The organism is Bartonella sp. B35(2025) (assembly GCF_053794465.1).
In genome coordinates this window covers 60,351-83,551 of the sequence record NZ_CP200035.1, presented here as the reverse complement: position 1 = coordinate 83,551, position 23,201 = coordinate 60,351, and the positions used below count along the sequence as shown (strand labels likewise).

Annotated in this window: 19 protein-coding genes; 1 reads left to right on the top strand and 18 read right to left on the bottom strand. The window is 35.8% G+C overall.

The annotated features are described in order from the left end of the window. Nucleotides 1–491: 491 nt before the first annotated feature. The 6 genes from V4P56_RS00365 to V4P56_RS00340 all read right to left on the bottom strand — a co-directional run bounded on the left by V4P56_RS00365 (nt 492) and on the right by V4P56_RS00340 (nt 5,921). Nucleotides 492–734 (bottom strand): DUF4170 domain-containing protein, encoded by a 243-nt coding sequence (locus V4P56_RS00365; RefSeq protein WP_455482134.1) that lies wholly within the window; start codon nt 732–734, stop codon nt 492–494. 45 nt (nt 735–779) lie between these two features. Further along, on the bottom strand, nt 780–1,583 hold the full coding sequence (locus V4P56_RS00360) for a 3'(2'),5'-bisphosphate nucleotidase CysQ (RefSeq protein WP_455482133.1): 804 nt from the start codon (nt 1,581–1,583) through the stop codon (nt 780–782). Continuing rightward, nucleotides 1,570–2,901, bottom strand: coding sequence for a TldD/PmbA family protein (locus V4P56_RS00355; protein ID WP_455482617.1), 1,332 nt, complete (start codon nt 2,899–2,901; stop codon nt 1,570–1,572). Before V4P56_RS00355 ends, V4P56_RS00360 begins: the two co-directional genes overlap by 14 nt. A gap of 212 nt (nt 2,902–3,113) precedes the next feature. After that, nucleotides 3,114–3,329: a hypothetical protein gene (locus V4P56_RS00350; RefSeq protein ID WP_455482132.1), complete on the bottom strand. Its 216-nt coding sequence runs from the start codon at nt 3,327–3,329 to the stop codon at nt 3,114–3,116. 653 nt (nt 3,330–3,982) lie between these two features. Further along, nucleotides 3,983–4,540, bottom strand: a complete 558-nt coding sequence (rsmD, locus tag V4P56_RS00345; RefSeq protein WP_455482131.1) for a 16S rRNA (guanine(966)-N(2))-methyltransferase RsmD — start codon at nt 4,538–4,540, stop codon at nt 3,983–3,985. Then, on the bottom strand, nt 4,521–5,921 hold the full coding sequence (locus V4P56_RS00340) for a pseudouridine synthase (protein ID WP_455482130.1): 1,401 nt from the start codon (nt 5,919–5,921) through the stop codon (nt 4,521–4,523). The genes rsmD and V4P56_RS00340 overlap by 20 nt, the downstream gene beginning before the upstream one ends. Before the next feature lie 271 nt (nt 5,922–6,192). Here V4P56_RS00340 and V4P56_RS00335 point away from each other — a divergent pair, with 271 nt between their 5' ends. Beyond that, on the top strand, nt 6,193–6,639 hold the full coding sequence (locus V4P56_RS00335) for a nucleoside deaminase (RefSeq protein WP_455482129.1): 447 nt from the start codon (nt 6,193–6,195) through the stop codon (nt 6,637–6,639). Nucleotides 6,640–7,500: 861 nt separating this feature from the next. Here the strand turns inward: V4P56_RS00335 and ileS are convergent. The 12 genes from ileS to V4P56_RS00275 form a co-directional block, all read right to left on the bottom strand. Further along, a complete protein-coding gene (ileS, locus tag V4P56_RS00330) occupies nt 7,501–10,416 on the bottom strand; it encodes an isoleucine--tRNA ligase (protein ID WP_455482128.1) in 2,916 nt (971 codons plus the stop codon). Nucleotides 10,417–10,670: 254 nt separating this feature from the next. Further along, the gene (locus V4P56_RS00325; RefSeq protein ID WP_455482127.1) at nt 10,671–11,801 is read right to left on the bottom strand and encodes an outer membrane protein; all 1,131 of its coding nucleotides are present in this window, start codon (nt 11,799–11,801) and stop codon (nt 10,671–10,673) included. Nucleotides 11,802–11,938: 137 nt separating this feature from the next. Beyond that, nucleotides 11,939–12,793 (bottom strand): outer membrane protein, encoded by an 855-nt coding sequence (locus tag V4P56_RS00320; protein ID WP_455482126.1) that lies wholly within the window; start codon nt 12,791–12,793, stop codon nt 11,939–11,941. A gap of 137 nt (nt 12,794–12,930) precedes the next feature. Continuing rightward, nucleotides 12,931–13,761 (bottom strand): outer membrane protein, encoded by an 831-nt coding sequence (locus V4P56_RS00315; protein ID WP_455482125.1) that lies wholly within the window; start codon nt 13,759–13,761, stop codon nt 12,931–12,933. A 132-nt stretch (nt 13,762–13,893) separates the two neighbouring features. Continuing rightward, nucleotides 13,894–14,739 carry an outer membrane protein gene (locus V4P56_RS00310; RefSeq protein WP_455482124.1) on the bottom strand — a complete coding sequence of 282 codons (846 nt, stop codon included), beginning with the start codon at nt 14,737–14,739 and terminating at the stop codon, nt 13,894–13,896. Nucleotides 14,740–14,875: 136 nt separating this feature from the next. Further along, entirely contained in the window at nt 14,876–15,709 is an 834-nt protein-coding gene (locus V4P56_RS00305) for a porin (RefSeq protein WP_455482616.1), read from the bottom strand. A 1,241-nt stretch (nt 15,710–16,950) separates the two neighbouring features. Further along, nucleotides 16,951–17,214: a hypothetical protein gene (locus V4P56_RS00300; RefSeq protein WP_455482123.1), complete on the bottom strand. Its 264-nt coding sequence runs from the start codon at nt 17,212–17,214 to the stop codon at nt 16,951–16,953. A gap of 586 nt (nt 17,215–17,800) precedes the next feature. Continuing rightward, nucleotides 17,801–18,421: a ribonuclease D gene (locus tag V4P56_RS00295; protein WP_455482122.1), complete on the bottom strand. Its 621-nt coding sequence runs from the start codon at nt 18,419–18,421 to the stop codon at nt 17,801–17,803. Then, on the bottom strand, nt 18,422–19,810 hold the full coding sequence (locus V4P56_RS00290) for a M20/M25/M40 family metallo-hydrolase (protein WP_455482121.1): 1,389 nt from the start codon (nt 19,808–19,810) through the stop codon (nt 18,422–18,424). A 73-nt stretch (nt 19,811–19,883) separates the two neighbouring features. Further along, nucleotides 19,884–20,759: a bifunctional DNA-formamidopyrimidine glycosylase/DNA-(apurinic or apyrimidinic site) lyase gene (gene mutM, locus V4P56_RS00285; protein WP_455482120.1), complete on the bottom strand. Its 876-nt coding sequence runs from the start codon at nt 20,757–20,759 to the stop codon at nt 19,884–19,886. 47 nt (nt 20,760–20,806) lie between these two features. Then, entirely contained in the window at nt 20,807–22,054 is a 1,248-nt protein-coding gene (locus V4P56_RS00280) for an aminopeptidase (RefSeq protein WP_455482119.1), read from the bottom strand. Nucleotides 22,055–22,069: 15 nt separating this feature from the next. Further along, on the bottom strand, nt 22,070–22,933 hold the full coding sequence (locus V4P56_RS00275; protein WP_455482118.1) for a cell wall hydrolase: 864 nt from the start codon (nt 22,931–22,933) through the stop codon (nt 22,070–22,072). Nucleotides 22,934–23,201: the final 268 nt, after the last annotated feature.

Here is a 23,201-nt window from a genome sequence, read left to right as displayed (position 1 = left end):
TTAAAGCGTACATAATGCTCACAATATCCTTATTTACATGATGCATTTTGCTTCATTTCCTTGAATCACCCATAATTGTAAATCTTAACTTTTTTGTAAATTATGTATTATTTATTTCTGTATTATCGGAATGAAAAAACATAGCAACAACTCCTCCACTCGAAAATGAAGAAAAAACCTAATGATATACCAACCATACAAAAAAGTGGTAATACATGGATTATCAATGCTATGTACCTTTGCAAGATTATTTAGGCTTTTCAACCATAGATTTGTTCAATAAATAACATGAAAATAACCCGCCATCACCCATACTATAAAACTTATGCAAATTACATTTTTATCAGCGAATAGAATTTCTTTCACCAAAAGCACTTTAAAGCACATTCCTCTTTTCTATATTATTTTACTCATCCTGATAATTAAGTCAGATAAATTCACTTTCACTGCACTAACCGTAACCAAGATAATGACCGAATGTTTAAACTTTATTATACTCCACCTGTTTCAGGGTCAAGAAGCCGATGTAAATCGACAATGTAATAGCGTTGTAATGCATTATCTACACTACTTTGTGCTTTTGCCCGCCATGCTTCTTGAGCTAACTGATAATTTGGAAAAATACCAACCACATCTAAATCATCAAGATTCTTAAATTGATTACTATTAAGATTTTTCAGCTCTCCCCCAAATACAAGATATAAATATTGTTTTTTTTCTTTAATTTCAGTCATATATGCCTCCATTTTATTAAGAAATTTTAACATGCTTTTATGTGATTAGACCAACTTTGTCTGACGAACAATATCTATTATATTTTGACAGCAATTATTTTTACCAGCAATTAAAAATCCATATTGATAAGGTTCAATCCTATAAAAAATAGAAGGGGCATCAAATGGCAGAAAACATCCACCGCATTCTTGCAAAATAAGATCAGCAGCAGCAATATCCCACTCATGACAATTCGGACGAACCAACACAACATCGATTTCATCCTGTGCAACAAGAACAATACGATACGCAAGAGAAGGAATATCACGGTAAAAACTAACTTGATTACAAAAATCTTCCGGCAATTTTTGAGCTATTGATTTATCAAGTGAAACTTTACATTTATGATTAATCTGAGATGCCAAAAGAGGAAGTTTTATGCCATTTAATGTCGCTCCTCCACCAGCAACAGCTGCATAAACATCCCCTTGAGCAGGACACTGTACAACACCCACGATAGGACGCCCATCCTCAATAATAGCAATTGAAATACACCAATAGGTATTGCCAGAAAGAAAACCACGAGTCCCATCAATAGGATCAACCATAAAATAGCGTTCATAAGCCTGTTGTTTCCGATTATCTTTTGTTTCTTCTGAAATCCATCCATAATTTGGACGCGCCTTTAGAAGTTTCTCTTTTAAAAAGCGATCAACTGCAAAATCCGCTTCACTAACCGGTGAATTACCATCTTTAATCCAAACATCTAACTCACATCCAAAATATTTCATGGCCAAATCCCCTGCTTCTCGACAAATATTAAGCAAAAGATCCAAATCAGAAGAATGATGTGTGTTATTTTCCTGCAAGTGTCATCCCTTCAATTAATAATGTCGGAGCAGATATACCATAACGCCGATCAATATCATTTGCAGGTGTTAAATGTGCTAACATATGCAGCAAATTAGAACCTAGCGTCACTTCACTCACTGGATAAGCAATTTCACCGTTTTCAATCCAAAAACCGGAAGCACCACGACTGTACTGCCCTGTAACAAAATCAATTCCATGCCCAAATAATTCTGTTACATAAAAACCACTCCGCAAATCTTTTATCATATCTCTAGGTAATATTAAACCTGGTTCAATAGCAAAATTGGTACTCGCTGGTTGAACCAATGATGCTGAACGTACACCATGACCATTGGTCTTTAGACCTAATTCACGGGCTGAAGATGATGAAAGAAGCCAATTTTTTAAAATCCCATTTTCAATAATATTTAATGTTTTCCCCTCTACCCCTTCTCCATCAAAAGGACGAGAAAAATTACCACGCAATCGCAAAGGTTGATCTGTCACATTCACATCAGGCTTCATCACTGCTTTACCTAAAAAATTTTGTAAAAGACTCGTTTTACGAGCAACTAATGCTCCATTAACCATACATGCGATATGCTCAGCAATTCCACGAGCTGTACGTGGATCAAAAATGACATCAACCATCCCTGTAGCTGCACGAACTGCCCCTAAACGTTGAACTGCCCTTAACCCCGCATTTTTTCCTACAATTTCTGCTGCCTCTAAATCAGAAAAATGTAAGGCAGTTGTATAATCATAATCCCGCTCCATCACAGAGCCTTTACTAGCAAGTGCGCTGCAAAAACGTGAAAAATAACTGGAACGGTAAGCCTCACAAAAATCATCGCTTGTTACAAGAATAAATCCACTATGGCCATAAACTGTTGTAGCTCCACCAGAATTACTTACCCCTTTAACATCAAGGGCGGCTGCCTCCATTTTCAAAGCATCTTCTGTTAAAAAATGACTGTGAGGAACAAAATTATCAAAAAGATCAAGATCTTTAGGATGAGTAACTAAAAACTCTTTATCTGCCAAACCTTCAAATAAATTATCTGGAGAAGCTTTAGCCATTGCAATAGCACGTTCTACTAATTCCTGCGAATAAGCTACTAAATTAGCAGAAACACTTGCAACTTTTTTACCAACAAAAACTCTCAATGTACAATCATCACTTTCTGAAGCTTCTATTGATTCTATTTTCCCTAAACGAACCGATACACGAGTAGAATGCGTGTGAATAATAACAGCATCAGCAGCATCTGCTCCAAAACACCTTGCAGTTTTAACTAATGATGCGGCTTTATCAACCTGGTTCTTATCAATCATCATGGGCTCCCTTTTATGATTCATCATCGGATAAGCAATTTGGCAAATTTACACAAAAATGTAACTCTTGTATGCCTATCGATAAAAATTACACATCATTAATGCACTCTTTTTTTCAGTGAATTGAGTAATTCTCTTTTGGCTTCTTCATGAAAAAATACCACGCGTTGTAAAATTTCTTTAGCTTTGAAAAAACTAAAATATGAGTATTATCAATAAAATGCTTCAATAAAAGATCCAACATTAAATACTGTAATGAGTACATTTTTTCCTCTAACAGCGGCAGCAATAAAGCTTTCAGCTACTGAAAAATGTCCGTTTCTATATTCAATTATTGGAAAACCAATAGTATCAATACCAATCGAAAAATCTACAAGATCAATAAAATGACCAAAAGGAAATGGATTACAAATAGCCCCGTTAATCAAAAAACTCTGATTGCGTAAAATAGGTTTAGATAAATCGAGAATAGCAAAAAAAACCGCTAAAGCTGAATGTAAATCTCCTTCCTAGATAACAACTGTTTTTGTGTTTGTAGCAATAGCATGAAAAGAAATTTTTAATGTACCAAAATTCCGTAGCAAATTATGTAGTAAAAATTCTCTAAAACTGGCTCTAAATTAAATTGAAAAAAGCGGAAACTGCACTCCCATAATTCTTTTTTCCATAAGGTTGGCGCCACAAACTATAAGTGATACAATACATTATTAAAATTAGAAAAAGCTGAAAGGTAATAATCTTTTCAATCTACTTCTATCATTCCGGAAACCAAACCTGCACCTAAAATCAAACCGATCGAAAACCCCGCAATAATATTTAGCTTTAAATCTAAATCATCAAAGACTCTGATAACCGAGAAATGGCCAGAATTGTGTACCTCTCTCCTCACTGAGCACTAAAAAAATTTTCATTTTCTCTCTCCTAGCTTATTCTTTTATCTCCCCTGAGAAAACATAAGGAGTGCTCATTCTTTGCTCAGAAATTTTTATAGTTATCAACAATGTATGAATATTTTAAACCTATATGAAATAATCTTTACTCTTCTATCAAATAGAATAAGAATCTCTCTTAAATTAAAAAATCATGATTGAAGTTTATAAATACGTATTACTGTATCACCATAAAAACGTTCATCATCCATATAAAATATATTAGGTAAATGAATAACCACATCTTTCTTTTCTTCAAGTACAAAGAGTGTATCAATTTTTGCCCACCCTCCCTTCAGAGCTTCCACAAAAGCACGTTCGCCTAAACAATGTCCATAAGGAGGATCCGCACAGATAACATCAAATGGAGGCATTGTCCCAATATTACCAAGCTTGGTTGCATCACGCCGCAAAACTCGTCCAATTGACTGTAATTCAAAAGATTCAAGATTTTTTTGTATCAATCCTCGTCCTTCAATTGAGTGTTCAACAAAAACTGCAGTCTTTGCACCACGTGAGAGTGCCTCAATGCCTAAAGCACCAGTACCAGCAAAAAGATCAAGAATACGCTTATTAATCCAAAATTGTTCTTCTCGGCTAGCAAGAATATTAAAAAGACTTTCTCGTGTACGATCGCTTGTTGGGCGAATTGATTGATCAATAGGAGCACACAAAATACGCCCCGCAAATTTACCGCCGATGATCCGCACGTGATCCTCTAAATAGTTTTGATTTTTTTGTCCTACCATTCGGTTTAGATTTTTTTATAGCATTATCATATAATTTCATTCCTTGCTTATTCTCAAAAGAATGCTTATTATGATTGCCTTTCATAGATTTTCCTTCTTTCTTTAGAAAATGATCCTTCTTGTTAGAAACACGCACCTCACCATAAAATGCTTTACCACATCTTTGATCAAAACTAATCTCTTTATCTTTTCGTAACTTACCTTCTTGTGGCTTCTTCTTACCTCTATGAAAAGATCTTTTTTCAGCTAAATCACTCTCATGATCATGAAGATTATCCTTACTATAGAATGACTTCTTATGTGTACTCTGTAGACGTGCACCAGGTGCCATCCAAACATTAGAACGGCGTGAACGTAGCAAAAAACGCTCTTCTTTTCCATATTCGCTCTTATCCTTACGCATAAATTTTTCATAAGGTTTTGTATTCAAGCGCACTGAACCATGCTCAATAAAACCGCCTCGCCGTCTGTGTTGCGTAGCTCCTCCACTCGAAGAAATCCAGCCATCATTCGCGACAAAAAGATTTTTGCTACTTTGTTTCTCCAAAATAACTGTAGAATTTGAAAACGGTTTAAGAATAGGAGCCTCAAAATCTGCATTAGCTTGCGCAATCAAACGCTCACCTAATTGATCACGTAACATTCGACTTTTTAATTCACGAACTGCTCCTCTTTCTAAGTCAGATAGCTGAAATGGACCATAAGATACACGAATTAAACGATTAACCAATAACCCTAGTGCACCCAAAACATTCTTTATTTCGCGATTTTTTCCTTCACGCAAAGCCACAGAAAGCCATATATTCGCTCCCTGTTCACGTTCAATCGATGCTTCAATCGAACCATAGAAAATACCATCAATTGCAATACCATTTTTCAAATTATCAAGCGCACTTTGTTTTATCTTTCCATGAGCACGTACACGATATTTACGCACCCACCCCGTTAAAGGAAGCTCTAATACACGTGCTAGACCACCATCATTGGTTAATAACAAAAGCCCTTCCGTATTAATATCAAGCCTACCCACAGAAAGAACACGAGGCATTCCTTTTGGTAAATTGCTAAATACTGTCGGCCTACCTGCAGGATCATGGTTAGTAGTGACAAATCCTGCTGGCTTATGATAAAGCCACAACCGCGTTCGTTCTATAGGAGATAAAGGTTTACCATCAACTGCAATAATATCAGAGCGAGTAACATTAAAAGCAGGTGTTGTCACAACTGTACCATTAACAACAACACGACCTGCAGTAATCATCATTTCTGCATCACGACGTGATGCAACACCAGCACGCGCCAATCTTTTAGCAATCCGCTCATTCTCACTATTTTCATTCATTTGCTTTTCACACCAACCTCTTCCTATACGCTCAGCAAATCATTCACACGTACTATACCTCTTATCCTGAAAAGGGGGAGTAGCACAATCGTTGATCATTTTCTATCCTTTGACAATAATAATACACCTGTTTACTTGCAAATTGATCTTAAACGCTCTAAAAAGTAATAATATCTCCTTTGTTACAAAATGGTAATAGCTCACTCACTTTGATAGCATCCTTCGATATGAAAGAACCTTTAACTCTCTACGATTCAGTAAAAAGAACATTATGACTTTAACTTTTATGGAAATAGCCCTTTTAGAAGCGCAATGGGCAGCAAAAAAAGATGAAGTTCCCGTAGGTGCCGTCATTACACACAACAATATAGTTATTGCACGTGCTGGTAACTACATAAAAACTGTATATGATCCTACGGGACATGCAGAAATACGCGTTATTCGTATGGCTTGTGAAACATTCCAAAATGAAAGACTTCCTGATTGTGACCTTTACGTAACGCTTGAACCTTGTGCTATGTGTGCTGCTGCCATTTCATTTGCACGCATCCGGCGCCTTTACTATGCAATAAGCGACCCCAAAGGTGGCGCCATCGAACATGGTCCACGCTTTTATCAACAACCAACTTGTCACCACAAACCTGAAATCTATTATGGTTTTAAGGAAAAAGAAGCTTTTCAACTGCTTAAAGATTTTTTTGTACAAAAGCGATATTAAAAATAATTCCTACGCTTGCTCACACATCTCCCCCATTCAAAGAATATCAAACCTCTTTTAAAAGGTAACTAATTCTTTCAACTAGAACCTGTTTCTGAAGCGCTTTTTCTCTCATACTTTTTTAATACTGTATCTTTATCCTGTTAACCAGCAAGTTCAATCCCTATCAGTTGACAACGGCTTAAAGGCAGCTCAGTAGAGATATAAATAATACTCTATACTTCTACTTTATTCCCTCTGCCGGCTCAAATATTTCTATTACTCCTTCATTATTTAACTATGTAATATCTTCCAAAATACTAATATTAGTATGTTAATTAACTGATGATACTTTAAAAAATAAGAATTTCACCACTATTAGGATCAAACTTCAATATCACAGTTCCACCAAGACGACCATCTTATGCTATATCTTGCTAAGGCAGCAATAAAACCACACATGAATCAAGTTCCGATACCACAAATTTTGAAGGAGATTTCATAACAAACTTATGATTGTTATTTATTAACCACAAATAAAGTAAGGTTAGCAAATATCTTACAGAAATTGTAACGAAGCTACTTTAATTTAATTTACACACTATTATAGGTAAGAAAAGGTGAATTACATCCTATTCAAACACAGCGCAGACCTAAGATACATATTAGAAATATTTTTACTTCACTTTTTTACTGCTTATCCATTTTTCTTAATATATGGCCAATTAATCTCTTCATAACTCATTAGAAATCATTTCCATACATAATAAATAGAATAATAGGAATTTGCCGCTATTATAAAAGATCACGCTCATCAATGACAGAACTCAAATGATAACAACGCTATTTACAATCCTGTATTTTCTCTCAGGATCCAAATTTTTAAATCTTACCAAGCATCTGTAATTCACGCAAAGCAGCCGCATCACGAGCAGATACATCAGGATAATCTGGATCGCTCCCAACATCTTGTGTGTAACGCCATGAACGAGCACATTTTGTACCTAAAGCCTTTCCTGGACACACACCAACACCTTCAACATCATTTAAAACAAAAGCATCCGAAGGCGGTGTATCTTGGACAATTGTGAGAGCACTGGTGATACAAATTTCTGCCATATCCAAATTTTCTAATGCTTCCAGCAAAACTGGATTAGAAATAAATACAATAGGTGCTGACTCAAGAGATGACCCAATATGCTTTTCGGCTCTCTCAAGCTCTAAAGCACCAGTTACAACTTTACGAACCTGCCGGACTTTTTTCCACCGTTCAGCCAAAACTTCATTCTGCCATTCTTTCTGTGCAAGCCGGAACTGCTCTAAATGCACCGAATGGCTTTCTGGATAACGCTCTAACCAAGCTTCTTCCATTGTAAAAGGCAACATTGGCGCTAGCCACGTAACCATTCGCTCAAAAATCTCACGGACAATCTGCAAAGAAGCCTTACGTTTTTTTGATGAAGGTGCATCACAATAAAGGGAATCTTTACGAATATCAAAATAAAATGCTGATAGCTCAATGATCGAAAAATCTAATAATGCACGCATAATCTTCTTAAAATCAAAATTATCGTAAGCTCGATTAACCAATTGATCAAGTTCAAAAAGCCTATGTAATATAAATTTTTCAAGATCAGGCAGCATACAATAAGATATTTCTTCTCCATCATCATGCGCTAGAATTCCAAGCATCCAGCGAATCGCATTACGCAGTTTACGATATAAGTCCACGTTTGTTTGCAGAATTTTTTTGCCTAAACGCTGATCTTCCCAATAATCAGTCGTCATTACCCAAAGACGAAAAATATCAGCACCGGATTTTTCAATAATCTCTTGCGGAACAATCGTATTCCCTAGAGATTTAGACATTTTCTTGCCATTCTCATCCAAAGTAAAACCGTGCGTCACCACTGCCTTATAAGGCGCACAAACGCGCGTACCACAACTTTCCAAAAGAGAAGACTGGAACCAGCCACGATGCTGATCAGATCCTTCAAGATAAATATCAGCAGGCCATTTTAAATCAGCTCTATCTTCTAGCACAAAACTATGACTTGCTCCAGAATCAAACCAAACATCAAGAATATCACGAACCTGAACCCAAGATTCATGCATACGTTCACCTAAAAAACGTTCACGTGCTCCTTCTGCAAACCATGCATCTGCTCCTTCCACTTCAAAAGCCCGCAAAATACGCTCATTTACTTTCTCATCTTTAAGAATGATGCCATCTTCATTCACAAAAATACAAATTGGAACTCCCCAAGCGCGTTGACGAGAAAGAACCCAATCAGGACGATCCGTTATCATGGAAGCCAAACGATTTTGTCCAGAAGGTGGTACAAAACGTGTCATCGAAACAGCTTCTAAAGCTCGACTACGTAAAGTTGAGCCATCTCCAAGATCTTTATCCATCGAAATAAACCATTGTGGGGTATTACGAAAAATAACTGGTTTTTTTGAACGCCAACTATGAGGATAAGAATGTTTTAAACGATCACGTGCAAATAATCGATCTGCTTTAATTAAAGCATTAATCACTTCCTTATTAGCATCACCCATTCTTCCATTATCATCAATAACACGTGCAGCTCCCCCTTCACGATCAGGCCCAAAACCAGGAGCATCTTTCGTATAAAAACCAGCATCATCAACGGGAAATGGTATAGATGAATCAATACCAGCCTGCTCTAATATAAGCTTAGACGCATTCCAAATTTCAAAATCTTCACGCCCATGGCTCGGTGCTGTATGAACAAAACCTGTACCAGCACTATCTGTCACATGTGAACCATCAAGCATAGCAATCTTATAATTATACCCCCCAGCTAAACCTTTAAATGGATGAGAAAGAACAAGGGCTTTAAGCTCGTCAGAAAAAACAGCACGTAAACGCTTCAAAACAAGTTTTGCTTTTTCTGCACAATTCATGGCCAGAGCATCAGCAAAAAGAAGTTTTTCTCCAACTTGAGGACCAAAATCATTTTCTGTACTTTCAACCTCATAAATACTGTAAGAAATCTGAGAAGAATAGCTCACTGCACGATTACCAGGAATCGTCCATGGAGTTGTTGTCCAAATTACGACATAAGAACCATATAAATCATTAGAACCCGCTTCAAAAACAGGAAACTTAACCCAAATAACTTCTGATTCATGATCATGATATTCAATCTCTGCCTCAGCCAAAGCTGTACGCTCAACAACAGACCACATCACAGGCTTTGAGCCACAATAAATCTGATCCGACATAGCAAATTTTATCAATTCACTAGCAATACGTGCTTCTACATGAAAATCCATGGTGGTGTAGGGAGTGCTAAAATCTCCTATAACACCAAGACGTTTAAACTCTTCACTTTGAACAGTTATCCAATGTTGTGCAAATTCACGGCATTCTTGACGAAATTTATTAAGAGGCACATCATTTTTATTTTTTCCTTGTGCACGATATTTCTCTTCAATTTTCCATTCAATTGGAAGTCCATGGCAATCCCAACCAGGTACATAATTTGCATTAAAACCGCGCATTTGAAATGAACGAACAATCACATCCTTTAAAACTTTATTCAAAGCATGCCCGATATGAATATTACCATTTGCATAAGGAGGACCATCGTGAAGAATATAAAGTGGACGATCTTTTGCTTGCTGACGTAATTGAGCATAAAGCCCCATATTTTCCCATCTTGCCATCAACTCAAGTTCTTTTTGTGGCAACCCCGCTCGCATAGGAAAATTTGTTTGTGGTAAATAAAGAGTTTTCGAATAATCCATTGTTTCATTTTTCACAGTCATTATGAAATATCCCTGTCCACTTTCATAATTTTATTGTTTACATAACTTCCTTAAACCCTGCAACTCTAGTTTTTTAATCCATGGGAAAAGCCGAAATAATCATTTGTATTAGGCAGTGATCAAGAAGACATATCATAATGTTTCGTGAGCTTTATCATGAAACTATTAAGAAAGAAAATCCCAAAATAACTCTATCAAAAGAATAAAGGCTCCATCCTAAATGGAGCCTCTTAGCAATTTGATCTTATAATAAATCAAAATTTATAAGCTACACCAACACGAACATCATTAGTTTTATACCTAACTTCAAGTTTTTCTTTTGCAAATTTCTTTTTACCAAAGTCTGAATAACGGTACTCCGCACGCACAATAACATTATCAAGTACTGCAAAATCGACGCCGCCTCCAAGAGTATAACCAACCATCATCTTTGTTTCATCTACTACATCCTTAGAGGAAACTTTTTCCATCTCTGATTTATTAGATGATGATGATATCGATATGGCATCTTGGAGTTGTGTATAAGCAACACCACCAGCAACATAGGGCATAATACGATCAGCAGCAAAACCAATACGGATCCGTGTAGTTCCAACCCAGTTTTGTTTTAAAGTATGATTAAAAATTCTAAATTTATCATTATCGAAACCAAGAGCAGAAGCCATATCCATAACTTGCTCTATACCATATACACTGTTACTTTTTTTATCTACATTATGTATATTTTGTGCATTACTCCCAGATACACTTTGTGCATTATGATGATAACTGCTGTGTCCTTCTCTATTAGACGCACCATGAGCATAAGAATGCCCTTGGGTAGCTCCATGTGATTTACCATAAGCTTGCAAGACTGGCGCTTTTACCGATGCTGCTGGTGCTGCTGCCGGTGCTGCTGGTGCTGCTGCCGGTGCTGCTTGTGCTGCTGCCGGTGCTGCTGGTGCTGCTGGTGCTGCTGATCTGCGAGCCCTTCCTACCACATTTTCTGCTAAAGCATTACCGGATACAAAATCACCTGTGAAAATAGTTTTTGTATTCTTTTTGTCAGCCCAAATGAAATCTGTATCAATACCAAGAACAAAGCTATCGCTAAGATCTATATTAAAACCCGTGTAAAGTCCTCCTGCAAGACCTGAAAGACTAGGTAACAAATCTTTACTTAGTGGAACAGTTTTATCTTTACTGATAAAATCCATATCAACCTTGCTTGAGAAACCGCTAACCTGGCCACCAAAATAAAAACCCGTCCATGTAAAATTAGGCACCACAACAGTTGATGGAGCAACTGGTTCTAAGTGATGCGAAACCCTCACATCAGCTGCCTGTGCTGTAGAAGCTGAAATCAAAGCAAAAATAGATGCTGTTATTAAACATTTTGTATTCATAAATTATCTCCAAATATCCAAAACGTGCTATATATAAAACATCTTATCTAAAATATCTGTAGTAAAAATGATACAATCGCAAAAAAATAGGCTCCATTAAAAACGGAGCCTCTTAAGTAACTTAATTTTATCTTAACTTAGAATTTATACGCTACACCAACACGAAAATCATTGGTTTTATATTTAAATTCAACTTGATCCTTTTTGAACTTCTTTTTACCAAAATCTGAGTAACGATACTCCGCACGCAGCACAACATTATCAGTCATTGCGAAATCAACACCACCACCAACAGTGTAACCAACCATCGTTACTGCATCATAATCCGTCTCAGCAGAAGCTACTTTAGTTTTTACATTTGCCAAATCTGCTGCATTTGCTCTTACTTTTGTTCCCACGACTATGGAAGTACCTTCCATCTGTGCATAAGCAACCCCACCAGCGACATAAGGTATAATATAATCAACAACTGAAAAACCGACACGTACCCGTGTAGCACCAGACCATTTCTCTTTATAAGTAAAAGAACCGATTACCTTATCACCAACCTGAAATTTATCATTATCATTTAACTTAATACCAACCTCTGCAAGTTGTTTATTAAAATTCTTAGCACCATTAGCATCAAGAACATTTGAAAAAATTATTTTTGTGTCTTCTCTACCAGCCAAAACTGCGTCTGTTTCAATACCCAAGATGACATTATTTCCAAGATCTATATTGGAACCTGCATAAACACCACCCACAAGACCTGAAGGATGAGGTGTTTTATCTTTACTTATAACCCCAACCTCTTTATTAAAATTGCTCATTTCAACTTTACTTGAAAAATGACCAACTTGACCACCAAAATAAAAGCCTGTCCAAGAAAATGCAGGGATAACAACAGCTGGTGCAGCTACTTCATGAGGAACTACGATGTCTGCAGCCTGTGCTACAGAAGCTGGAATCAAAGTGATAAAAGAAGTTGCCATTAAATGTTTTATATTCATAAGTTTTGCTCCTAATTAATGTCGCATACTTTGACATAGATATACAAAAAAATCTGTAGCAAAAATGATACAATTATAAAAAATAAAGCCCTGTCTTGAACAGAGCTTCCTAACTAGCAATTTGATTTTGCAGTCAATTAGAATTTGTATGCTACACCAACACGGAAATTATTGGTCTCATATTTGAATTCAGCTTGATCCTTTTTGAATTTCTTTTTACCAAAATCTGAGTAACGATACTCCGCACGCAATATAACATTATCAGTCATTGCAAAATCAACACCACCACCAACAGTATAACCAATTACTGTCATTGTACCATAATCTACCTTAGCAGAAATTTTCTTATTTGGTGGATTGTAATATGTTCCTGAAATCGTAGAGAAACCTTCTATATGCGTATAAGCAACACCGCCAACAACATAAGGCATAATATAATCAGCTACTGTAAAACCAACACGTACCCGCGTTGCACCAGACCATTTCTCTTTATAAGTAAAAGAAGCAGATCCTGTATCATTCGATACAAACTTATCCAAAACAGACAACTGAACGCCAGCTTCTATAAGTTGCTTATTAAGCTCATTCGCACTCTCATTAGTAAGATTCTCTAAATAAATCATTTTTGAGTCTTCTCGACCAGCCAAAACTACATCCGTTTCAACCCCAAGAATGAAATTATCTCCAAGATCTATATTAGAACCTGCATAAATACCACCTACAAAACCTGAAGGATGAGGAGCTTTATCTTTACTAACAACTTCTATTTTTTTATTAAAATTTCTTATTTCAATTCCACTCGCAAAGTTACCAACTTGACCACCAAAATAAAAACCTGACCAAGAGAATTCAGGAACAGCAACAACCGAAGCGGCCACCCCACGAGAAATCCCAGCATTGACAGCTTGCACTGTAGAAATTGAAATTAAAGCAACAAGTGCAGTCGCCATTAAACATTTTTTACTCATAAATTTGCTCCTAATTACTTCTGTATGGTGACACAAATATAAAAAAAAATCTGTAGTAAAAATGATACAATTATAAAAAAAACAAAGCCCTGTCTTTAACAGGGCCTCTTAATAATTTGATTTTGCAGTCAATTAGAATTTGTATGCTACACCAACACGGAAATCATTGGTCTTATATTTAAATTCAGCTTGATCCTTTTTAAATTTCTTTTTACCAAAATCTGAATAGCGATACTCTGCACGCAATATAATATTATCAGCCATCGCAAAATCAACACCACCACCAACGGTGTAACCGACCATTGTAGTTGTGTCATCATATATATTAGCAGAGATTGTTTTAATTGTTTTAACTGCCTGACCATTCCTTTCTTGTTTTTGTCCTGTAATTATAAAAATACCTTCCATCTGTGCATAGGCAACACCACCAGCAACATAAGGCATAATATGATTAGCTGCCCCAAAACCAACACGCACCCGCGTTGCACTAGACCATTTCTCTTTATAAGTAAAAGTACCAAATCCTGAGTCTTCCTGTGTAAATTTATCATCTTCACTCAAATGAACACCAGAATCTTCAAATCGCTGATTCATATCCTGAGCTGTAGGATCATCCTCAAAATCTTTTGCAAAAACCGTTTTTGTATCTTTCTTACCAACTGCAATTACATCCGTTTCAATCCCAAGTATGAAACTATTTCCAAGACCTATATTGTAACCTGCATAAATTCCACCCATAAAACCTGAAGGATGAGGTGTCTTATCTTTACTCAGAATTCCAGTTTCCTTATTAAAATCCTTTATCTCAACTTTACTTGCAAAATTACCAATTTGACCACCAAGATAAAAACCTGACCAAGAAGGTACAACAACAGCTGGTGCAGCTTCTTTATGGGGAACTACAATATCCGCAGCCTGTACTATAGAAGCTGAAATCAAAGAAACAATAGAAGTCATCATTAAATATTTTTTATTCATACATTTTGCTCCTAATTAACTTATGCATTAGAAGCTACACGACTATATAAAAAAAATCTGTAGCAAAAATAACACAGTTGTAAAAATAGAGGCTCTGTAAAAACAAAGCCTCCTAGCAATTCAATTATACAATAAATTAAAATTTGTATGCTACACCAACACGGAAATCATTAGTCTTATAGCTAATTTCATGTGTATCACGTGCGAATTTCTTTTTACCAAAATCTGAGTAACGATATTCTGCACGCATAATCACATTATCAGCCATTGCCAGATCAATACCAGCACCCAAAACATAGCCAACTAGCGACTTTTTTTCATCTGATAGATTACCAGAAGCAATTACGTGATCATTATTTTTTTGTGTTACCAATATTGATAATATATTTTGAAGCTGCGTGTAAGCAACACCACCTGCAATATAAGGCATAATACGATCAGCAGCAAAACCAATGCGCACTCGTGTAGCACCCGCCCACTTTCCTTTAATAGTGAAACCGCTAGCTCGTTTATCACCCTCTTTTATTACATCTTTACCAATATTCACCCCAGTCTCTTTCAGTATTTTCTCAACATATCCGATCTGATCTCTCGCAATTGTATATGTTTTCCCTGTTTTAGTATCACTTTTATTAGACCAAACAATATCTGTATCAACACCCAAAATAAGACCACTACCGAGATCAACATTAGAACCCACATAAAAACCACCCATAAAACCTGATAGTTTAGGTAGAAAATCTTCATTAATTAAAACATTTTTATCTTTATTGGAAATATTCATGTTAGTCTTGCTCGAAAAACCACCAATCTGACCACCAAAATAAAAACCTGTCCAAGAAAAAGTAGGAGCGACAATAACTGGTGCAATTGGTGATGGTTCTAAAGGAACCATAACATCTGCAGCCAGTGCTGCAGAAGCTGAAATAAAAGCAAAAGCAGAAGCAGTCACTAACCATTTTTTATTCATCATTTTTCTCCAATAGCTGATATTTGAATATGTGGCCTCATATAGGGCTCCAATTGCAGATATCTGTAGTAAAAATGATACACTTATAAAAAAATCAAGATCCTATCAAAGATACGCTCTTTAAATAAGTAAATCTGTAATAAATGGCTATCTGTAAACTACACCAATACAGATAATTGTTAATCTTTTCGTTCAATTCAATTTTATTTTCTATGAATTTTCACTAAAATCTGAACAACAATATTTCATGTGTAAGACATATTATGAATATTTTTAAGTGTAGTATTTCAACCAAAATGTATATAGAAAATATATTTGGATTTCATTATCTGATTACTGAAAAGTAACATTTAACTTGTTTGATTGCTCTATCATAATTCAAAAGAAAATCCTATTTCAGATATAGATAACACCAGCAATCATATAGAATGTAACATGATTTTCAAAAAATCATACACGTCCAATCTCCCCTAATCCATTTTTTCTTAAATACGAAAACAATTTTCGCATTGATCATTTTATTGAAATACAATCTGCTACTTTGTACATCCCCTATCACTCTCTCAGCTTTTCAAAAATCATTTTTCAGAATATTTGCATAATTTTGTAAAATAAGCTTACAAACTACCTTTTGTGCTTCCTTAAACCAAGCCTAATATAAATACCTAAAAATCACCACCACAATACATATTATAACATACTTAAAACAATCTTCGCGCAAGAAAATATAAGCATAATCCCCTTAAAAATAAGATAACTTCCCCCCCAAAATCTTAATCTCAATTCAACTCAAAAAGCCACCCCTTTGATCACTAATCAATCCGAAAAGATGATCAATACTAACGCGTAAAAAAAATAAAAGCGCTCCTTGTATGTTTGAAAAACATACAATAAGAAATAAAAATATCTTAAAAACAGGTACTTATAGTATTTTAAATTTACAAAAACTGCATTCTGCAGATCACATAGCTATAAAATCATAAAATTTTTAACTATTTGCAAATCTGCTATCATACTTTGATAATCACCTTACTGAATTCTAGATACCTCTATTTCAAAAAATACTATTAGCCACCACAAATCTGAATTACAATCAAAGATACAAACAGACTTCATGCTCACTCGATTTTACTTCTAAGCTAATAAAAAAAATCCACTCCTCAAAATTTAACTCCTTATTAAGAGTAAATCATACTTCTTGGAGTGGACTCTTTATTTATTTAAAACCTATTGGCTATTTATTAAAAACCCATTGGATTTCGTGCAGATAACCTTGGTCGTCCTACTTTGCCTTGAGGTTTTGAGAAATTTTTCTTCTTACCTGGAAACGCTACAGGCATAACATCAACAGATGCTTGCAGTTCTTTATCAACAAAATTTACTTGAAAATTTTTAGAAGAAACAGTAGAGGACATATCAAGAGCTAACCTCTGTGCTGCTATAAGACTTGTTCCTTGAGCAGCGTAAATCATAGCGATAACAAAGGCCGTAATAAAATATTTCATGTTCATAGATTTACCTTTCTATTAAAGATCCATAATGTATTTAACATAGTGCTCAATTTTAAATTTCCATAGAAAGGATTAAAGATATTTCTCAAAATGAGATTTTTGTAATGTTTTGATTTTTAAAATAGAAATTTTTAAGCCAGAATAACAAAAAAAATCACTAATTTGCTAACTAACACATACTTAGATATAAATCAAGCTACACGGGTGTGCTAACTTATTTTCTCTAGCAGTGATATTTTATCCTACATTACCTAACTCTATTTTAGGAATATTACATATACAAAATCTTCGATACAAAATTTATTGCTTATATTTTATCTGCTGATAACACCATCAATCAGTATAATTGTCTGCTTCCTTTTTTAATCAAATTTAGAAAAAGATTATCACAAGCACAAAAAATACATATTTATAAATATATTTTCTTGTACGATCTTCAACTTAAACAGTATCCACCATACAAAAATTTACCATAAGCACTAATAAAAGCTAAATTAAGAGAATAGAGAAGCGAAAATTCTATAACATATAGATATTTTTGTACCTCTCTATTCTCAGCTTAAAAAGCAAATTTTTAAGTTCAGCTATGTGCAAAAATATCAGCTTCTGGCCATCCCAAAAGATCAAGCTTTGCCCTCATAGGTAAAAATTGAAAACATGCCTTCGCAATATCTTCTCTCTCTTCACGCCTTAAACGTTCTTCAAATACACTTTTTAAACGATGCAAATATAAAACATCCGATGCTGCATATTCAATCTGTGCACGCGATAAAGTTTCTGCTGCCCAATCTGATGATTGTTGCTGCTTAGAAATATTAATATTCAACAATTCACTACAAATTTCCTTCAATCCATGACGATCCGTGTAAGTACGAGTGAGTTTTGAGGCAATCTTTGTACAAAAAACGATGTCTGGCATAACACCAAATGTATGTGCTAAAATAGCAAGATCAAAACGTCCAAAATGAAATATTTTAGTAATTGCATTATCTTTAAGCAATTTTACCAAATTAGGAGCATTTTTCTGCCCTTTTGCGATTTGAATAACATCAGCAGTACCATTTCCAGAAGAAAGCTGAACAACGCATAAACGATCACGGTGTGGTTGCAATCCTAAAGTTTCAGTATCAACCGCAACAGCATCAATTTTATAATTATCCAAATTTGGTAAATCACCTTGATGAACACGAATCTCTGCCATCTATCCTCCTATTTTTGCTAAAGTTGCAAGAATACGTACCCAGGACCGCTGTCCTTTATGAAATGATTTTAGATTATATTTTTCATTAGGCGAATGAATACGGTCATCAGCTAATGCAAATCCAACCAAAACAGTTTCCATATCAAGAATTGATCGAAAATCTCCAACGATTGGAATAGAACCACCCATAGCAGTCAACAAAGCAGGAGTCCCCCATTCTTGTGATAACGCATCTTTTGCTGCTTCAATAAAAGATGAATTATAAGAAAGCTGAATAGCTGGAGAAGCACCATGTTCTTTAAATGTAACCGTGCAATCAGCAGGAATAAAGCGGTATACATAATCACGAAAGGCCTGACGTATTTTTTCTGGATTTTGTTTATGCACTAAACGAAAAGAAACTTTTGCACTTGCCTGAGAAGCAATAACTGTTTTAATCCCCTCACCTTCATATCCCCCGCTAATACCATTAATTTCCGCTGTAGGACGAGCCCATATTTGTTCTAAAATACTTCGTCCTTTTTCACCAGAAGAAATAGAAAGACCTATAGAACCTAAAAATGTCTCAGCATTACAACCAAGTTCATTCCATGATTGCAAAATTTCTGGAGATGTTTCTTCCACACCATCATAAAATCCAGGAAGAGTTACCCGACCTTCTTCATCATGAAGACCTCCTAGAATTTTAGCTAAAATACGAATGGGGTTGGCAGCCGCGCCTCCAAAATAACCAGAATGTAAATCACAATTTGCTGCCGTAATAATAATCTCTTCTCCTAAAATTCCTCGAAGACCAATAGCAATTGATGGTGTATCTTTATCCCACATTGACGTATCACAAACCAATGCACAATCAGCCTTAAGTTCATTAATATTTGCTTTCAAAAAAGGAATAAGTGAAGGAGAACCGCTTTCTTCTTCACCTTCTAATAAAATAGTAACCTTAAGAGGAAGTTGGCCTGTCTCATATTTAAATGCACGACATGCTTCAATAAATGTCATGAGCTGGCCTTTATCATCTGAAGCACCACGGGCGCAAATGACCTTTTCTCCATCTCGTTCTTTTAAGGCAGGTTCAAATGGATCGTCTTCCCATAAATGCAATGGATCGACAGGTTGAACATCATAATGCCCATAAAAAAGCACATGCAAACAATTATCTGTAGGTCCTGGATGATGTCCAACAACCATTGGATGACCAAGTGTGTCACGACGCGAAGCTTCAAAGCCAATACTTTTTAAATCCTTCACTAGCCAATCAGCAGTTTTACGGCATGCATCTTTATAAGCTGAATCTGTAGAAATTGATTGAAATCGTAAAAGAGAAAAAAGACGTTCAAGGCTCTTTTCTATATTCTTATCAAGGTGTGCCAGCACTTTATTTAGCATAAAAATCTCTCAATCTTTGGAAAATTACTCCCATGACTTTAAGCCCGTTATAATATTTTGCAAGACACCTTATTCATTTTTGACACTGTGGACAGTAAAAACTTGAACGCCCAGATTGTAAAATACGTACAATAGGCACCCCACATTGTAAGCATTCTTTCCCTTCCCGCCCATAAACTGAAAAAGAATGCTGAAAATAACCAAGTGAGCCATCTGCATGCACATAATCACGCAAAGAAGATCCTCCAGAAAAAATTGCTTCCGTAATAACATCGCGTATATTGCGTGCTAAACATTCCGCACATTCGTGTGCACGCACATTTTTCAGCGCCAATGTAAGTGCACTACGTTTTGGTGATAAATGGCTACGCCAAAGTGCTTCACAAACATAAATATTTCCAAGACCAGCAATAATAGACTGATCAAGCAAAGCTGTTTTAAGAGATGTTTTTTTATTAGCAAAAGCTTTTTGCAAATAAGCACCGGAAAATACATTACTTGTTGGTTCGGGCCCTAACTTTTTTAAAAATGGATGCTCACACAATTTCACTGTATCGGTTAAATGCATAAATCCAAAACGACGAGGATCATTATAAGTCAAATGATAAGCTTGACCATTCTTTGCTTGAATATCCATAATAAAATGATCATGTGCAACCAATTTACCCACAGGAAAATATTTTTTCCCTAAAATATCATCTTCTATACGCCACGATCCTGACATTCCTAAATGGCTCAAAATTGTTTCACCCTGTGAAAGATGAAACAATAAATATTTTGCGCGCCGCCCTAGTCCTAAAATTTCCCTTCCTATAAGACGCTCAGAAAATGCTTCCGGAAAAGGAAACCGCAAATCTTGACGATTAAGTGTAACAGATATAATTTTTGCACCAGTCAAGACCGAATCAAGTCCACGACGAACTGTCTCTACTTCAGGAAGCTCAGGCATCCATTTTCTCAAGAATTAAGCATTTACAATTAAAACTACAACAATTTCTAAGCCCACTCACCCTTGCGAAATACAGGAACTTTCATGCCAGTCTGCGTGATACCATCTATATCGATTTCACCTGAGCCAATCATCCAATCAATATGAATCATGCTTTTATTGCCACCACGCGCAGCAATCTCTTCCGCCGTCAATGATGCACCACCCAAAAAGCACTTAGAATAACACTGCCCTAAAGCAATATGACATGCAGCATTTTCATCAAATAATGTATTATAAAAAAGGAGATCACTCTTAGAAATTGGAGAAGAATGTGGAACAAGAGCAACTTCACCCAATCTGCTTGCACCCTCATCACTTTGTAAAACCTGTTGCAAAACTTCCTGCCCCCTTGAAGCACGTGCATCAACAATACACCCCGCTTCAAAACGCATCTCAATATTATCAATCAATGCTCCTTGATAAGAGAGAGGCTTCGTTGAACGAACAAAACCTTCAACTTTATAAGCATGAGGAGTGGTGAATACCTCTTCTGTTGGAATATTAGGATTACAAACAACACCATTTTGAGCAATCGACGCCCCCCCATGCCATTCATGATCGTCTGCCAAACCAACCGTTAAATCAGTACCTGGCCCTGTAAAATGCAAAGCAGAAAAACGCTGCTCATTAAGCCAAGATGACCGTTGCTTTAAGGTTGTATTATGGATATTCCATACATACACTGGATCACCTTCTATAACGCGTGAAGCAGAAAAAATTGCATCAGCTAATTTTTTAATTGCTTCATTAAGTGGCAAAGTAGGAAACATTGCTGCAGCCCATCCTGTTGTTGGATAAGCAACTATTGACCAATTTATGGCAAAATTTGATATTTTTTTAAGAGCAGGCTGATAAGCCATCGAAGTAGCCTTATTCAAGCGTGCAACCTTATGCAAATCTTGATTAGAAAGCAAAAAAGGATCATCACCAGTGATAGCTAAACGTGCAGCCCCATTTTCAAAAGCCTTCGCTATTCCATCATAAAGCCAAGAAGGCGCACGATCAAAACTGCTATTGTATGCATTTTCAAAACGTGTAAGTGATAATACATCATCACTAAAAAGTGGTGTAATTACACCAGCACCAACCTTATAGGCATGATATGCAATACGCCGAACCAAAGGTAATGCTGTAACTGGAGCAGTCAAAACAAGATCCTGCCCCTCTTGTAAATTGAGTCCTACTTTTACTGTAAGTTCTGCAAGACGATTAAGCATCTCAGGCGAAATCGCCTCATGGAGGTCAAGGTCCATTACTAATATCCTTTTTTAATTGTGAAAAATTACCGATTTTTTTTGCTGCTCTTCTAACATTGCAATAATTAAATTTAATTGATTTTGTGAAGGTACAGTATATGCTACAACTATTTTTGTTTCACCTTTCTTATCTGTACGATCAGGTGCACGCGTAGGGATAGGAATCTTGTTAAGTCGTGTAACAGTAGAAAGTGTACTACGTATTGTATTCACCTGTGCTACCTCTATAAAAGGAGGTACCTTTTGTTTTTCCTTTTCTCCTGTTGCACTATCTAAGCTGAAATCCATAAAGTTTGGCACATTACCAGAACGTTCTTGAGCAAAAGCATAAGCAACATCATAAGGGCGATTATTGGTAGGCACTTGAAGCGACCCATCACGTGCTCGCTTTTCATAAAATGCATTACCCCCCGCAATACGAACATAATACATGTTTTTATAAGGGAAAGATAAACCAGCAGTATGAAAAAACATAGAATTTTTAACTTTCTTATCCCGTTCCCCGTGCAAAACAGCGTCAGCTGCCTCTTTAACACGAGCAACAGATGCAGGTTCAGTCATGGGACGTGTTAAAACACCGGGAGCAAACTGCTTGTGCTGACCAACAACACCACAAATCGTTTTTGGATAAGCAGTGGAATTAACGCGATTCATAACAACTGTTCCAACTGCAATCATTCCTTCACGGCTTGTACGATTTGATTCAAAATACATCGCCCGCATAAGACATTGACGCTCTGTCAATGGATATATCACTGTTTTCATTTTTTTATTATTATTTACTTTTCCAAAACGGAAATGATCTGCAGCACAACCCACGATAACCAACGGCATTATACAGTAGATGATAAAAATAATCCAAAAATCTTTTTTCATCTCATATAATATATTCCTATATCCCAAAAGCATTTAAAATTTAAACGAATTTCCAATACATCTTTAAAAAAATATACTGTTAATTATTATCGCTTAGTAAATTCTTAACATGGGCAGTAATTAAAATATAATTATGTGAAATAAAAAATCCTTAATTCAAAGCATTAATCTCTTCATAAGCTGTGCAAATTCAATCAATCTTACTATCATTAGTAAATTACTAAAAAAGCATTATACTTGTTAACACTGTCCAATAATTGCACATACG

Excerpts from the sequence above, each read along its gene's own strand:
- V4P56_RS00290 (WP_455482121.1), bottom strand. The coding sequence starts at position 19,810 with ATGCTAAATAAAGTGCTGGCACACCTTGATAAGAATATAGAAAAGAGC.
- V4P56_RS00355 (WP_455482617.1), bottom strand. The coding sequence starts at position 2,901 with ATGATTGATAAGAACCAGGTTGATAAAGCCGCATCATTAGTTAAAACT.
- V4P56_RS00315 (WP_455482125.1), bottom strand. The coding sequence starts at position 13,761 with ATGAGTAAAAAATGTTTAATGGCGACTGCACTTGTTGCTTTAATTTCA.
- mutM (WP_455482120.1), bottom strand. The coding sequence starts at position 20,759 with ATGCCTGAGCTTCCTGAAGTAGAGACAGTTCGTCGTGGACTTGATTCG.
- V4P56_RS00365 (WP_455482134.1), bottom strand. The coding sequence starts at position 734 with ATGACTGAAATTAAAGAAAAAAAACAATATTTATATCTTGTATTTGGG.
- V4P56_RS00280 (WP_455482119.1), bottom strand. The coding sequence starts at position 22,054 with ATGGACCTTGACCTCCATGAGGCGATTTCGCCTGAGATGCTTAATCGT.
- V4P56_RS00295 (WP_455482122.1), bottom strand. The coding sequence starts at position 18,421 with ATGGCAGAGATTCGTGTTCATCAAGGTGATTTACCAAATTTGGATAAT.
- V4P56_RS00325 (WP_455482127.1), bottom strand. The coding sequence starts at position 11,801 with ATGAATACAAAATGTTTAATAACAGCATCTATTTTTGCTTTGATTTCA.
- V4P56_RS00310 (WP_455482124.1), bottom strand. The coding sequence starts at position 14,739 with ATGAATAAAAAATATTTAATGATGACTTCTATTGTTTCTTTGATTTCA.
- V4P56_RS00320 (WP_455482126.1), bottom strand. The coding sequence starts at position 12,793 with ATGAATATAAAACATTTAATGGCAACTTCTTTTATCACTTTGATTCCA.
- V4P56_RS00300 (WP_455482123.1), bottom strand. The coding sequence starts at position 17,214 with ATGAAATATTTTATTACGGCCTTTGTTATCGCTATGATTTACGCTGCT.
- V4P56_RS00275 (WP_455482118.1), bottom strand. The coding sequence starts at position 22,933 with ATGAAAAAAGATTTTTGGATTATTTTTATCATCTACTGTATAATGCCG.
- ileS (WP_455482128.1), bottom strand. The coding sequence starts at position 10,416 with ATGACTGTGAAAAATGAAACAATGGATTATTCGAAAACTCTTTATTTA.
- V4P56_RS00305 (WP_455482616.1), bottom strand. The coding sequence starts at position 15,709 with ATGAATAAAAAATGGTTAGTGACTGCTTCTGCTTTTGCTTTTATTTCA.
- V4P56_RS00340 (WP_455482130.1), bottom strand. The coding sequence starts at position 5,921 with ATGAATGAAAATAGTGAGAATGAGCGGATTGCTAAAAGATTGGCGCGT.
- V4P56_RS00335 (WP_455482129.1), top strand. The coding sequence starts at position 6,193 with ATGACTTTAACTTTTATGGAAATAGCCCTTTTAGAAGCGCAATGGGCA.